At 39.4% G+C, this 14,609-nt stretch carries 11 protein-coding genes; 10 read left to right on the top strand and 1 reads right to left on the bottom strand.

Going from position 1 to position 14,609, the window contains the following annotated elements; genetic code table 11:
* Nucleotides 1-112: 112 nt before the first annotated feature.
* Nucleotides 113-2,488 (top strand): phosphoenolpyruvate synthase, encoded by a 2,376-nt coding sequence (gene ppsA / locus HMPREF0693_RS02230; protein WP_004243172.1) that lies wholly within the window; start codon nucleotides 113-115, stop codon nucleotides 2,486-2,488.
* 453 nt (nucleotides 2,489-2,941) lie between these two features.
* Here ppsA and ydiK read toward each other — a convergent pair whose 3' ends face one another.
* Entirely contained in the window at nucleotides 2,942-4,054 is a 1,113-nt protein-coding gene (ydiK, locus tag HMPREF0693_RS02225; protein WP_004243171.1) for an AI-2E family transporter YdiK, read from the bottom strand.
* 217 nt (nucleotides 4,055-4,271) lie between these two features.
* Between ydiK and ydiJ the strand changes: the two genes are divergently transcribed.
* The 9 genes from ydiJ to sufE all read left to right on the top strand — a co-directional run bounded on the left by ydiJ (nucleotide 4,272) and on the right by sufE (nucleotide 14,561).
* Nucleotides 4,272-7,328, top strand: a complete 3,057-nt coding sequence (gene ydiJ / locus HMPREF0693_RS02220) for a D-2-hydroxyglutarate dehydrogenase YdiJ (RefSeq protein ID WP_004243170.1) — start codon at nucleotides 4,272-4,274, stop codon at nucleotides 7,326-7,328.
* Nucleotides 7,325-7,738, top strand: a complete 414-nt coding sequence (locus tag HMPREF0693_RS02215; RefSeq protein ID WP_004243169.1) for a hotdog fold thioesterase — start codon at nucleotides 7,325-7,327, stop codon at nucleotides 7,736-7,738. The genes ydiJ and HMPREF0693_RS02215 overlap by 4 nt, the downstream gene beginning before the upstream one ends.
* A gap of 150 nt (nucleotides 7,739-7,888) precedes the next feature.
* On the top strand, nucleotides 7,889-8,500 hold the full coding sequence (locus tag HMPREF0693_RS02210) for a hypothetical protein (protein ID WP_004243168.1): 612 nt from the start codon (nucleotides 7,889-7,891) through the stop codon (nucleotides 8,498-8,500).
* A 407-nt stretch (nucleotides 8,501-8,907) separates the two neighbouring features.
* A complete protein-coding gene (sufA, locus tag HMPREF0693_RS02205) occupies nucleotides 8,908-9,276 on the top strand; it encodes a Fe-S cluster assembly scaffold SufA (RefSeq protein ID WP_004243167.1) in 369 nt (122 codons plus the stop codon).
* Between the two features lie 17 nt (nucleotides 9,277-9,293).
* A complete protein-coding gene (gene sufB / locus HMPREF0693_RS02200; protein ID WP_004243165.1) occupies nucleotides 9,294-10,790 on the top strand; it encodes a Fe-S cluster assembly protein SufB in 1,497 nt (498 codons plus the stop codon).
* Between the two features lie 44 nt (nucleotides 10,791-10,834).
* Complete coding sequence (gene sufC / locus HMPREF0693_RS02195; protein WP_004243163.1) at nucleotides 10,835-11,581, top strand: Fe-S cluster assembly ATPase SufC; 747 nt, start codon at nucleotides 10,835-10,837, stop codon at nucleotides 11,579-11,581.
* Nucleotides 11,556-12,863, top strand: coding sequence for a Fe-S cluster assembly protein SufD (gene sufD, locus HMPREF0693_RS02190; protein WP_004243162.1), 1,308 nt, complete (start codon nucleotides 11,556-11,558; stop codon nucleotides 12,861-12,863). The genes sufC and sufD overlap by 26 nt, the downstream gene beginning before the upstream one ends.
* Nucleotides 12,864-12,869: 6 nt before the next feature.
* Nucleotides 12,870-14,111: a cysteine desulfurase SufS gene (gene sufS / locus HMPREF0693_RS02185; protein ID WP_004243160.1), complete on the top strand. Its 1,242-nt coding sequence runs from the start codon at nucleotides 12,870-12,872 to the stop codon at nucleotides 14,109-14,111.
* Nucleotides 14,112-14,132: 21 nt separating this feature from the next.
* Nucleotides 14,133-14,561: a cysteine desulfuration protein SufE gene (sufE, locus tag HMPREF0693_RS02180; RefSeq protein ID WP_004243158.1), complete on the top strand. Its 429-nt coding sequence runs from the start codon at nucleotides 14,133-14,135 to the stop codon at nucleotides 14,559-14,561.
* The last annotated feature ends 48 nt before the right edge of the window (nucleotides 14,562-14,609 follow it).

The raw sequence follows: 14,609 nt of genomic DNA, 5'->3' as shown, positions 1-14,609 counted from the left end.
CACCTTTCTATATTCTCCATAACATTGTGATAGGCTTATTTATGTTGTCGTTTTGACAGCGGGTTTTTCTTTTTTTTCTCTCTCTCATTTGTTTAAAAAAGGATTGTTCTCAATGTCCAGCAATAGCCTCACCCCGTGCAATGTACTTTGGTATAACCAATTGGGTATGAATGACGTTGATCGTGTTGGTGGGAAAAATGCTTCCCTCGGTGAAATGATCACTAATCTTGCGGAACTGGGTGTGTCTGTTCCTAATGGATTTGCCACCACAGCGCAAGCGTTTAATGATTTTCTGGAACAAAGTGGTATTAATCAGCGTATTTATGAGCTACTCGATAGTATTGATGTTGATGATGTTAATCAATTAGCACAAGCGGGTAACCAAATTCGCCAATGGGTGATTGATACACCTTTTACCCCTCAGTTTGAGAAAGATATTCGTGATGCTTATCAGACCTTAAGTGAAGGTGAATCTGAAGCCTCATTTGCAGTACGATCATCAGCAACCGCTGAAGATATGCCTGATGCTTCTTTTGCCGGCCAACAAGAGACATTTTTAAACGTTCAAGGTATCGATGCAATTTTAGTTGCGATTAAACACGTGTTTGCTTCACTGTTTAATGATCGCGCAATTTCTTATCGTGTTCACCAAGGCTATGATCACCGCGGTGTTGCTTTATCTGCAGGTGTCCAACGTATGGTTCGCTCTGATTTAGCTTCATCAGGGGTGATGTTTACTATTGATACTGAATCAGGCTTTGATCAAGTAGTCTTTATTACCTCTGCTTATGGTTTAGGGGAAATGGTGGTTCAGGGGGCAGTTAACCCAGATGAATTCTATGTTCATAAACCAACTTTGGCGAAAGGTTTACCGGCAATTGTGCGCCGTAACCTAGGTTCTAAAAAGATCCAAATGGTTTATGCCGATAGCATTGAGCATGGTAAACAAGTCCGTATTGAAGATACGCCAGAAGCATTGCGCAATCGTTTCTCTTTAACTGATGATGAAGTGCAAGAGCTAGCAAAACAAGCGGTATTGATTGAACAACATTATGGACGTCCAATGGATATCGAGTGGGCTAAAGATGGTCATAATGGTCGTCTATATATTGTTCAAGCGCGTCCAGAAACAGTTCGTTCTAACCAACAAGTTATGGAACGCTATCAGTTAAATGAAACAGGCACTGTGATTGTAGAAGGTCGTGCAATTGGTCATCGTATTGGTAGTGGTACGGTTAAGGTTATCCATAACTTAAGTGAGATGGATAGAATAGAGGCGGGTGATGTGTTGGTCACCGATATGACAGATCCTGATTGGGAGCCTATCATGAAAAAAGCCTCTGCGATTGTGACTAATCGTGGTGGAAGAACCTGTCATGCGGCAATTATTGCTCGTGAATTAGGTATTCCAGCAGTGGTAGGTTGTGGCGATGCGACGGAGTGTATTAGCGAAGGGCAAGTGGTCACCGTCTCTTGTGCTGAAGGGGATACCGGATTTGTTTATGATGGGAAACTCGATTTTTCTATTCAAAGCTCCGCAATCGATAACATGCCAGAACTTGGCTTAAAAATCATGATGAACGTCGGTAATCCTGATCGCGCCTTTGACTTTGCTGGGTTACCAAATGATGGGGTAGGCCTTGCGCGTTTAGAGTTTATTATCAACCGTATGATTGGTGTGCATCCTCGCGCTTTACTCGAATACGAAGATCAAACAGATGCACTAAAAGCTGAAATTGATGAAATGATGGCGGGTTATGCATCACCTGTTGAATATTATATTGGTAAATTAACCGAAGGTATCGCAACACTCGCTGCAGCATTCTGGCCAAAACGTGTCATTGTTCGCTTGTCTGATTTTAAATCAAATGAGTATGCAAACTTAGTCGGTGGCGATCGCTATGAGCCTGATGAAGAAAACCCTATGTTAGGTTTCCGTGGTGCGGGTCGTTACGTATCGGATGATTTCCGTCGTTGTTTTGCACTCGAGTGTGAAGCAGTGAAACGTGTGCGTAATGAGATGGGATTAACTAACGTGGAAGTGATGATCCCATTTGTACGTACGGTGCGCCAAGCAGAAGAAGTGATAGATGAGTTAGCACGTAATGGTTTAAAACGTGGTGAGAATGGCTTAAAAGTGATTATGATGTGTGAAATTCCATCCAATGCTTTATTAGCCGATCAATTCTTGGCTCATTTTGATGGTTTCTCTATCGGCTCTAATGATATGACTCAGTTAACATTGGGCTTAGATCGTGATTCTGGTGTCGTCTCATCACTGTTTGATGAACGTAATGATGCGGTAAAAGCGCTATTATCTATGGCAATTCAATCAGCGAAACGTCAAGGTAAATATGTCGGGATCTGCGGACAGGGCCCTTCTGACCATGAAGATTTTGCACAATGGTTAATGGAAGAGGGTATTGATAGCTTATCTTTAAACCCAGATACCGTTATTAAAACCTGGGTGAAATTAGCACAACAATAATTATATTATTATTGAATAATTAAAAGCTCACAAAATAATGTGAGCTTTTTTTATACTATTTATAAATAATAGATAAAAAAAAAGCCTATCATGGGCTGACAGGCAAAGACTACACACAGCAATATTTTATATACTTTGGTCTCGCCTTTTAATCTATTAATAAAATAGGCAAAACCATTAATTAAATGAAACATTCGTTTCGATGAGATTTATATTAAGAGAAATGAGTTAATTATTCTCTAAGAATTATCTCAATCAAAAAAATATTAGGATATTAAGAAGTGAATATAACTCGCTGGTAGCAAACAGGTTTAAAAAAATAAGAATTGTTTCAAATTGTAAATTTCAAGATATAAAAATAATAAAATACTCATAAATTGATAATCTTTATTAAAGTTTTAAGTAATACTTATAAAGCATGTAAGTGTTGATACTTACATGCTTTTATATTATTTACTCTTTTTCTATAAAGTTTTTATTCATAAATTCTACAGTTTCTGTTAAATCTGGATCGGGTTTAGGAACTTCATTGATCCACGCATTCAATAAACTGTGTGCTACGGCTAATACAACAGGGCCAATAAACAGACCAATCATACCGAGTGTTAAAATACCACCGATAACACCGGTCAAAATCAGTACCATAGGTAGGTCAGCTCCCATTTTGATGAGGAATGGACGTAGTACACCATCCATCGTCGCCACAATCCCACCCCAAATGATCATGACGATACCCCATGTAGTATCACCGGTCCAAAATAGCCATAGAATAGAAGGAACCAGAACGAACAAAGGTCCTAATTGCGCAAGGCAGCAAATAAACATCAATACCGTTAACACTGTGGCATAAGGCACACCCGAAATACCTAAGCCAATACCACCAATAACGGCTTGGATCAGCGCAGTTAACACCACACCCAGCGCCACTGCGCGAATTGACATGGAGGCTAATAAAATGGCTGCATCACCCCGTTGTCCGGCAAGACGCACAGCAAAATGGCGTAACCAAGCAACAACATTTTCACCTTGTAAAAAGAGTAATCCTGAAAAAAGTAACATGACAACTAAGTGAAGCGCAAAACGGCCAATATTTAAGGCTTGTGCAAAGAACCAATTTGCTGCTTGTCCAATATAGGGTTGGATCTTCGCCATTAAGGCATTACCACCAGAAACGAGAATAGAGTGCCAAGTTTCATAGAGCGTATTACCAACCATGGGGATCTCTTTTAACCATAGTAGTTGTGGTGGTTGAATATCTGAAGGTGATTTTGCTAGTTCAATCAATGGAGCACTGTTGTCAATAACACTACTAATTAACAAAATAATCGGAATGACGAAAATCAGTAATATTAAAATCATCATGATCATGGTTGATAGCCAGCGATATTTTACTCGTTTTTCTAAAATAATGAGTAAAGGCCAAGTGGCAACCACTATCATGCCAGCCCAAATAAAACCAACGATAAAAGGATTCAGGATCCAAAAACTACCGATAATAAAAAAAGAAATAAAAAGAACGGTGAATAAAATTTTGGGTATATCTGTATGGATCTGCGGTTTTTCCATGATTTTAAATCCCTACACGAATAAAATGCTAAAAGCAGATGAATAAACATGGCAAATATCATGTTGTTTATGTCACTACGCAATTTGCCAGAATTGTATGATAAGGTGAACAGGTATCGGTCTGAAAGTGCAAATTCAAATTATTGCACCCCTTGGCATACATTGAGATAGTTTTAATAAAGCAATGTGGATAAATTAGATTAAAGAGCTATAACAAATGATCCCACGTATATCGCAAGCACCGCAAGTCAGTGAACTCACAACCGAATTTTTAAATACACTCCGACAAAATGGTTTTACAGGTGATTTATCGAGCACTTATGCCGATAGACTCACTATGGCAACAGATAACAGTATTTATCAGTTGCTACCACAGGCGGTTATTTTTCCTCGTTCCACAGCGGATGTGACTATTGTAGCACGTTTAGTGGATGAACCTCGTTTTCATTCCCTCTCTTTGACACCAAGAGGTGGCGGAACCGGCACTAATGGTCAAGCTTTAACCGAGGGTATCGTGGTGGATTTATCTCGTTATATGAAACGTATTATTGAGATAAACCCAGAACAGCGATGGGTAAAGGTAGAAGCCGGTGTGATAAAAGATGAACTTAATCTGTTTTTAAAACCCTATGGCTTCTTTTTTGCGCCAGAACTGTCTACCAGTAATCGTGCGACATTAGGGGGAATGATCAATACCGATGCTTCAGGGCAAGGCTCTATGGTATATGGCAAAACCTCCGATCATGTATTAGGCGTCAGAGCCGTTTTGCTAGGCGGAGAATTGCTTGAAACTCGCGCGATGGACAGCGCTTTAGCTGAAACTATTGCGAAAGAAGATTCTGCTGTTGGTCGGATATATCAAACGGTATTATCCCGTTGCAAAGCACAACGTCAGCTTATTCTCGAAAAATTCCCTAAACTGAATCGCTTTTTAACGGGCTATGATTTACGCCATGTGTTTAGCGATGACATGAAGCATTTTGATCTTACGCGTATTCTAACCGGCTCAGAAGGGACTTTGGCCTTTATTACCGAGGCAACACTCGATATTACCCCCATTCCAAAGCAGCGCAGTTTAGTGAATGTGAAGTATGACTCATTTGATTCCGCATTGCGTAACGCGCCGTTTTTAGTAAAAGCAAAGGCGCTTTCTGTTGAAACTGTTGACTCCAAAGTATTAAACCTTGCTCGAGAAGATATTGTCTGGCATTCCGTTAATGCATTGATTACGGATGTGCCCGATAAAGATATGCAAGGGCTAAATATTGTTGAGTTTGCCGGCGATGATAAAACACTTATTGCCTCACAAGTGGAGGATTTATGTCAGCGCTTAGATAAGCTGATGAATAATGGCGAAGGGGGCGTTATCGGTTATCAGGTTTGTGATAACCTCGCCGATATTAACCGTATTTATGCCATGCGTAAAAAAGCAGTAGGGCTATTAGGTAATGCTAAAGGGCATGCTAAACCCATTCCTTTTGTTGAAGATACTTGTGTGCCACCAGAGCATTTAGCGGATTATATTACTGAATTTAGGGCATTACTTGATAGTTATCAGCTCAATTACGGTATGTTTGGTCATGTTGATGCTGGTGTATTGCATGTGAGACCTGCTTTAGATATGTGTGATCCGCAACAAGAACAACTCATGAAAACCATTTCTGATGAAATTGTTGCATTAACGGCGAAATATGGTGGCTTACTATGGGGGGAGCATGGAAAAGGCTTTAGAGCGCAATATAGTCCAGAATTCTTTGGCGAAACCCTTTATCACGAATTACGTCAAATAAAAACGGTGTTCGATCCTCGAAATAGACTTAACCCAGGGAAAATATGTCCTCCTCTCGAGGTTGAGGCGCCAATGAAACAGGTCGATGCTATTAAACGCGGCACATTTGATCGCACCATTCCTGTATCGGTTCGCGAAGATTTTCGCGGTGCATTAGAGTGTAATGGTAATGGATTATGTTTTAACTTTGATGTTAAAAGTCCAATGTGTCCTTCTATGAAAATAACTGGACAACGTATTCATTCACCTAAAGGCAGAGCGACATTAGTCAGAGAGTGGTTACGTCTACTTACAGAGCAAGGAGTAAGCCCTCAGCAGTTAGAAACAAGTCTTACAAATAACAAACCTAGCTTACGGGGACTGATTGAAAAAACACGCAATACATGGAAAGCTAAACGTGGAGAATATGATTTCTCTCATGAGGTTAAAATAGCAATGAATGGTTGTTTAGCCTGTAAAGCGTGCTCTACACAATGCCCGATTAAAATTGACGTGCCATCATTTAGAGCCAAATTTACTCAGTTATATCATCAACGCTATCTACGTCCGCTAAAAGATCATATTGTGGCAAATGTCGAACTCACCACACCGTTAATGGCAAAAGTACCAAGTCTGTTTAATTTCTTTATTAAGCAACCATTGGTGCAATCGTTGAGTAAACGTACTATTGGTATGGTAGATCTGCCTCTATTGTCATCTCCGACATTAAAGCAGCAGTTAGCTGGACATAGCGCATTAGCGATGACCTTGGAAGAGTTAGAGCAGTTATCAGAAAAGCAACGAAGCCATTATGTTATCGTGGTACAAGATCCATTTACCAGTTATTACGATGCCAAAGTGGTTGCTGACTTTATTAAGTTGATTGAAAAAATTGGTTTTAAACCTGTGCTATTGCCTTTTTCACCTAACGGAAAAGCACAGCATATTAAGGGCTTTTTACAGCAATTTAGTAAAACTGCACAAAAAACAGCAACGATGCTTAATCGAGTTGCACAGTTGTCCATTCCGATGGTAGGAGTCGACCCCGCTTTAGTCCTTTGCTACCGCGATGAATATCGGGAGATATTAGGGGATAAACGCGGTAACTTTAAGGTTCAACTGGTTCATGAGTGGCTAAATCAGTTAGTCAGTGAGCCGATTGAGATCTGCGAAGATGCTGAAAAATGGTATCTTTTTAGTCATTGTACTGAGTCAACGGCATTACCGCAAAGTATGCAACAGTGGCAAGCGATATTCCAACGTTATGGTCAACCACTTGAAGTGGTAACTACGGGGTGCTGTGGTATGGCGGGCACTTATGGACATGAAGTGAATAACTATAAAAATTCATTGGGAATTTATCAACTGTCATGGGGAAATGCATTGAAAACACTCCCTACAGCACGTTGCTTGAGTACCGGATATTCTTGTCGTAGCCAAGTAAAACGTATTGATAATATTGAGTTAAAACATCCATTACAGGCGCTTTTGGAGATTATGCAATGATATGGAAACGAAAAACAACATTAGGACAACTTAATCATATTAGCCCAAATAATATGGTGGGGCACCTTGGTATAGAACTCACCGCACTGGGTGAGGACTATCTTGAAGGCACCATGCCAGTAGATCAGCGTACTAAACAGCCTTTTGGTTTATTACATGGTGGGGCCTCTGTGGTATTAGCTGAAACCTTAGGGTCAATTGCTGGCTATTTATGCACAGAAGGTGAACAAAAAGTGGTGGGTTTAGAAATCAATGCCAACCATATGCGAGCAGTAAAAGAAGGGGTTGTAAAAGGTGTCTGTAAACCTATTCATTTAGGTCGTACACATCAAGTATGGTCAATAGAAATTTTTGATGACGCTGACCGTAAAGTTTGTATTTCACGTTTAACAACTGCGGTTATTGTTTAATTCGTTAATTAATAATAGACGCCTAAGGTTATTATTTCACTTTAGGCGTTTTTTATTTATTGAAATGAGGTCATGTGAAAAAATTATCTTTATTTAAGTTTAAATTTTAATGATAATTATTATCTTCATTATTATTAATAGTAAGAAAAAATGACATCAACCATTCTAAATTATAAAAGCGTTTTTATTTTAATCGGTAGTTTATTACTTACAGCATGTGATAACGAATCAACTCACAATAAGAGTGAAGAGATAATAAATTATCCTGTACGTACTATGTCGGGGTTTAATATCGCGTATCCAACTTCATTCTCATTAAATAGAGATGATACAGAACACTATTTTCAATTATTACCTGATCATGTCCAAGATGTCACATCACAGATGTTAGTTTATCAAGCCAAACCAGTATGCCAGTTATCAGAAGTTCGTTTAGTTTATTTTAAACTTGACGATATGATGAGTTATGATATTGATTCAGGAGCACAGGGTATCGTTGATAATATTTCCACTATTGATGGTATGAAAGAAACTTCAACAACAATAAAGCCTTTCACAGTGTCAGAAATGCCAGCTCGACAAATTTTCTTTGAAGGAAAGTTGTCTAATCAAAAAGTGAGCTATGAAGGGGTATTAATTGCGGATACTAACACAAATCGTGTATGGCAATTACAATTTATTGCTGAAAATAAAAGTAATAATAATCAAGAAGTTATTGATTGTACTAATAGGTATGTAAATTCAATTAGTATCAATCAATAAGTCATAAAAGCACACAATACAATAAGAAGTTATCACAAAAGTGGTGCTATCTTACCTATCAGTATAAGCATAAAAAGAAAATATTTTGCGATTATCAATTGTTGATTTTTTATGCTTTTTCTCTACATTTCAGTGACAAAGGTATAAAATGTATTTGTTTTGCAACTTTTATGCGTATTGTGCGAAATAAAGGAATTTAAAAAAGTTTTATTTTTGTAATGAAAAAAGATAAAAATTGTTACATTTCAATTTATTAAGCGCTATCTTTAACAATTAAGAAGCAAAAAAAGAGCAATTTTTAAACGATTTTATAATATCCTTTCAAAAGACAGGGTTGAAGTGATAAGGGTTATCATTACCATTAGAGTCAGGAAAGATATTAATCTCCTTTCGAAATGAGGTCAGTAATGACAAACAATGTTGAAACTTTTTCTCTAAATGATACTGCTTGGCAAGGCATTGTGCTGACTGATAGTGCAGCGAAACATATTTGCCAATTAGTGGAGAAAAACCCTGAAAGTCAGGGACTTTCCTTAAGTATTAAGCCATCAGGTTGTACGGGCTATGGTTATGTTATTGAGCTTGCAGCAGGCCCCACAGAGGACGATCTTGTCTATGAACATAATGGCGCCAAGTTATTTGTTGCATTAAAAGCCATGCCATTCATTGATGGTTTAGTTGTTGATTATGTCCGTGAAGGACTTAATCAGATGTTTAAATTTAATAATCCTAAAGCTCAGAACGTCTGCGGATGTGGTGAGAGCTTTGGGGTATAACATAGTGAAGTCAGATTATGTCTCAGAGCAATGTTGAAATTGGTGATGAAGTTCAAGGCTGGCTCAGTGATCATCACTATAAAGAAGGGTTCTATACCGATATCTCAACCGATACGTTAGATAAAGGGTTGAATGAAGCGGTTGTGCGAGCTATTTCAGCTAAAAGAAATGAGCCAGAGTGGATGCTAGAGTTTCGTCTTGATGCTTATCGTCATTGGCTAGAGATGGAAGAGCCTCATTGGCTAAAAGCAGATTATCCATCGCTGAATTATCAAGATTATAGTTATTATTCAGCGCCATCTTGCGGTGCTTGTTGTGCCAATGGCAGTTGTGCTAGTGGTAACAATGAAGCAGTCTCAACACAAGAAACCCAAGATTATTTAACTAAAGAAGTTGAAGACGCATTTAATCAGTTAGGCGTGCCAGTAAGAGAAGGGCAGTCAGTGGCTGTAGATGCCATTTTTGACTCAGTATCGGTTTCTACCACTTATCGTGAAGAGCTAGCTAAACATGGTGTTATTTTCTGCTCCTTCGGTGAAGCGATTCAAGAATATCCCGAATTAGTACGCCAATATTTAGGTACAGTTGTTTCTAGCCACGATAACTATTTTGCGGCACTTAATGCGGCGGTCGCTTCTGATGGTACCTTTGTTTATATTCCTAAAGGTGTTCGCTGCCCTATGGAATTATCCACCTATTTTCGTATTAATGCGGCACAAACAGGCCAATTTGAACGTACGATTTTAATTGCGGATGAAGGAAGTTACGTCAGTTATATCGAAGGGTGTTCAGCACCTGTACGTGATAGCTATCAGCTGCATGCTGCCGTTGTTGAAGTTATCATTCATAAAGATGCCGAAGTGAAATATTCCACGGTACAAAACTGGTTCTCTGGCGGTGATAGCGAAGGCGGAATTCTTAACTTCGTCACTAAGCGAGCCCTTTGTGAAGGCGAGAACGCTAAAATGTCGTGGACTCAATCTGAAACAGGTTCAGCGATCACTTGGAAATACCCAAGTGTTATCTTAAAAGGAGATAATTCAACGGCTGAATTTTTCTCAGTGGCACTAACCAATGGTAACCAACAAGCCGACACGGGAACCAAGATGATCCACATCGGTAAAAATACCAAATCAACTATTATTTCTAAGGGTATTTCTGCGGGTAAAAGTCAAAATAGTTATCGCGGTTTGGTGAAAGTGTTACCTGGTGCGCAGAATGCACGTAACTACACACAATGTGACTCAATGTTAATTGGCACAGAGTGTGGTGCTCACACCTTCCCTTATGTTGAAGTCATGAATAACTCAGCACAACTAGAGCATGAAGCGACAACGTCACGTATTGGTGAAGATCAGTTATTTTACTGCCGTCAACGTGGATTAAGTGAAGACGATGCAATCTCAATGATTGTCAATGGATTTTGTAAGGACGTGTTCTCAGAATTACCGCTGGAATTTGCTGTAGAAGCACAAAAATTATTAGCAATCAGCTTAGAACATAGCGTTGGTTAACCATTAACCAAATTCTGGGTATAAAAATACCGAAGGCATATATTATGTTAGATATTAAAAATTTACATGTCAGTGTTGAAGGCAATGAAATTCTTAAAGGATTAGATTTGCAAGTACGTGCCGGCGAAGTGCACGCTATCATGGGGCCAAACGGTTCTGGTAAAAGTACATTATCCGCAACCTTAGCAGGTCGCGAAGAGTATGAAGTTGATGAAGGTAGTGTGACTTTTAAAAACAAAGATCTACTGGAATTAGAGCCTGAAGAGCGAGCGGGTGAAGGTATCTTTATGGCGTTTCAATATCCGGTAGAGATCCCCGGTGTCAGTAACCAGTTTTTCTTACAATCCTCAGTCAATGCGGTAAGAGAATATCGAGGCCAAGAGCCGTTAGATCGCTTTGATTTTGAAGATTTTATTGAAGATAAAATCAAACTATTGGATATGCCTCAAGATTTGTTAACTCGTTCTGTTAACGTAGGTTTTTCCGGTGGTGAGAAAAAACGTAACGATATTTTGCAAATGGCTGCCCTTGAACCTGAACTGTGTATCTTAGATGAAACCGACTCAGGACTTGATATCGATGCGTTAAAAATTGTCGCTAATGGTGTCAATAGCTTACGTGATGGTAAACGCGCCTTTATCGTGGTGACTCACTATCAACGTATCCTTGATTATATTAAACCTGATTATGTGCATGTGCTTTACCAAGGAAAAATCATTAAATCAGGTGATTTTTCATTAGCACAAAAATTGGAGGAACAAGGTTATGGCTGGCTTATTGACCCTCAATGAGAAACGTGAAAAACAGCATCAAGTAGAACAGCGTAATCAACAGGCATTAAAACAATTCTCTGCGCTATATCAACAGCGTAAAGGGGAAGATAATTTAAATGCACGTAATCACTGGCTACAAGTGGAAAAAGTGGGTTTTCCAGCTTATCGACACGAAGATTGGCATTATACGCCATTAGATGAGACGCTCAGTCAGCAATATCAAATGTTGCCACCTTTTGAGGTACAAGATTTAATTGAGCAACGGGCACTCTCATTTGATTGCTACCGTATCGTGATGGTTAATGGTGCATTTTCACCGGCTGAAAGTAGTCAAGATTTTGGTCCATACCAAGTGACATTACTGGATAACCAAAGTGAATTACCGCAAGCCATTAATGGTGAAGTGTTCTTGCATTTAGTTGAAAGTTTAGCGCAACAGCCGCTATTCATTACCTTGAAAAAAGGCGTAGTGGCAGATAAACCGCTTTATATCCTTAATATTACACAAGGTCATGCAGGGCAAGAAGTTAACAGTGCTAACTATCGTTTCCATCTTGATGTTGGCGCTAATGCTCAGATGCAAGTGATTGAACACTATATTAGTAGTGATGGTGAAAACCGTCATTTTACCGGGGCGAGATTAACCGCCACTATTGGTGATAATGCCTCGTTCAACCATATTAAACTTGGTTTTGAAAATGGCATTAGCCAACATTTTGCCCATAACGATTTAAGCATTGGACGAGATGCTCGTGTTAATAGTTACGCATTCTTGTTGGGGAATAAACTGAGTCGTCATCATACTAGCGCTGCACTGACGGGTGAGAACAGTGAGCTATCAATGAATAGTGTGGTATTACCCAAAGCGAACGAAATTGCCGATACTCGTACTTGGCTCGTGCATGGTGAGAAAAATTGCCTAAGCCGTCAATTACATAAAAGTATTGCAATGGATGCAGGGAAAGCCGTATTTAATGGCATGATCACAGTCACCCCTCAAGCGCTGAAAACAGATGGTCAAATGACCAATAACAACTTGTTATTAGGTGATAAAGCACAAATTGATACTAAGCCACAACTTGAGATCTATGCTGATGATGTGAAATGTAGTCATGGTGCAACGGTTGGGCGTATTGATGATGAGCAACTATTTTATCTACGTTCACGAGGTATTGCGTTAAGTGAAGCTCGCAAAATGATCATTCATGCATTTGCTGCCGAATTAACGGAATCATTAGAAAATAGTGTGATCAAAACTCATGTTCTAGAGAGAATAAATCAACGCTTATCAGAGGTATAAAAAGGCATGATGACACATTCCATTGAAAAAGCGCGGGATGACTTTCCTATTCTCTCCCAACAGGTGAAAGAAAAACCTTTAGTCTATCTCGACAGTGCCGCAAGTGCGCAAAAACCCGCTTGTGTCATGGAGCGTGAAAAACAGTTTGCCTTAACACAATATGCCGCGGTTCACCGCGGCATTCACACATTAAGTGCAAACGCCACCACCTTAGTGGAGAATGTTCGTAAGCAAGCAGCACATTTCTTAGGTGCAAAGAGTGAAGAAGAAATCGTTTTTGTAAAAGGAACGACAGAAGGGATCAATTTAGTCGCTTACAGTTATAGCCATCGTTTCCTAAATGATGGTGATAACATTATCATTACTGAAATGGAACACCACGCGAATATAGTGCCGTGGTATATGTTAGCAAAACAGTATGGTTTTCATGTCCGTGTTATTCCTCTGCTTGCTAATGGGCAACTCGATTTAGCGCAATTACCCCAATTAATTGATAACAGAACTAAGTTACTGGCGATCACTCATCAGTCTAATGTACTGGGAACCGTCAATCCTATTGCTGAAATTATTTGCCAAGCTAGAGAGTATTCGGCTCAGCAAGGGGGTGAGTTACATATTTTAGTTGATGGGGCACAAAGTGCGATGCATCAAGCTATCAATGTTAGTGCGTTAGATTGTGATTTTTTTGTATGTAGTGGCCATAAACTTTATGGTCCGACAGGGATTGGCTTGCTATATGGCAAAAAAGCGCTACTTGATGAATTACCTCCATGGGAAGGGGGTGGCGCTATGATAAAACATGTGCATATCAATGGTGATATTACCTACGCAGATGCGCCGTGGCGATTTGAAGCTGGAACGCCTAATATTATCGGTATCATTGGCTTAGGGGCAGCTTTGGAATATCTTGCTCAATTTGGTATGGATAAGATTGCTGCATATGAAAATAGCTTAATGCAATATGCACAACAACAATTAACCAAAGTAAAATCATTAACGCTTTATGGTAATGAAGCGCGTCAAGGTGTGATAGCATTTAATTTAGGTAAGCATCACGCTTATGATGTGGGAACTTTTCTTGATAACTATGGTATTGCTATTCGTACGGGTCATCACTGTGCGATGCCAATTATGGACTATTATCAGGTTCCTGCCATGTGTCGCGCTTCGTTGGGATTATACAATAATAAAGCGGATATTGATGCACTGGTTAATGCGTTGTTACGCATTGAAAAACTATTAGGCTAACAATTAAAAAAGAGGTTATTCATGGCAATTGCGGCTTTGCCTGATGAAGCAAAATTATTACGCAATTTTTCTCGTTGTCAGGATTGGGAGCAACGCTATCTCTATATGATGGAGCTAGGAGAACGCTTACCACCATTAACAGATGAACAAAGAACGGCGGCTAATTTTATTGAAGGTTGTCAGAGCCAAGTCTGGATAGCGGTTGAATTAGATGAGCATAAACAGCTGATCTTAGCCGGTGATAGCGATGCAGGTATTGTAAAAGGATTAGTGGCATTAGTGATTATTCTTTTTCAAGGTAAAACGGTAGAGCAAGCTCTCGCCACTGATGTTAACCACTATTTCTCGACATTAGCACTGGAAAGTCATTTGACGCCATCTCGTACTCAAGGGCTACACGCTATGGTAACACGGTTAATGAAACGCTTTTCGGAATACACTGTAGCATAAATGTTACCCGATCCCATATTAATGTTCTAAACTGACTTATTATATGAT

This window comes from Proteus mirabilis ATCC 29906 (genome assembly GCF_000160755.1).
GTDB classification, from domain to species: domain Bacteria; phylum Pseudomonadota; class Gammaproteobacteria; order Enterobacterales; family Enterobacteriaceae; genus Proteus; species Proteus mirabilis.
The sequence above is the reverse complement of the archived record's forward strand: the minus strand, read 5'-3'. Positions and strand labels throughout refer to the sequence as shown.

Bases quoted from the DNA above. Each gene is read 5' to 3' on its own strand.
- sufC (WP_004243163.1), top strand. From the start codon at position 10,835: ATGTTAGATATTAAAAATTTACATGTCAGTGTTGAAGGCAATGAAATT.
- HMPREF0693_RS02210 (WP_004243168.1), top strand. From the start codon at position 7,889: ATGACATCAACCATTCTAAATTATAAAAGCGTTTTTATTTTAATCGGT.
- sufB (WP_004243165.1), top strand. From the start codon at position 9,294: ATGTCTCAGAGCAATGTTGAAATTGGTGATGAAGTTCAAGGCTGGCTC.
- sufE (WP_004243158.1), top strand. From the start codon at position 14,133: ATGGCAATTGCGGCTTTGCCTGATGAAGCAAAATTATTACGCAATTTT.
- ppsA (WP_004243172.1), top strand. From the start codon at position 113: ATGTCCAGCAATAGCCTCACCCCGTGCAATGTACTTTGGTATAACCAA.
- sufD (WP_004243162.1), top strand. From the start codon at position 11,556: ATGGCTGGCTTATTGACCCTCAATGAGAAACGTGAAAAACAGCATCAA.
- HMPREF0693_RS02215 (WP_004243169.1), top strand. From the start codon at position 7,325: ATGATATGGAAACGAAAAACAACATTAGGACAACTTAATCATATTAGC.
- ydiK (WP_004243171.1), bottom strand. From the start codon at position 4,054: ATGGAAAAACCGCAGATCCATACAGATATACCCAAAATTTTATTCACC.
- sufA (WP_004243167.1), top strand. From the start codon at position 8,908: ATGACAAACAATGTTGAAACTTTTTCTCTAAATGATACTGCTTGGCAA.
- sufS (WP_004243160.1), top strand. From the start codon at position 12,870: ATGATGACACATTCCATTGAAAAAGCGCGGGATGACTTTCCTATTCTC.
- ydiJ (WP_004243170.1), top strand. From the start codon at position 4,272: ATGATCCCACGTATATCGCAAGCACCGCAAGTCAGTGAACTCACAACC.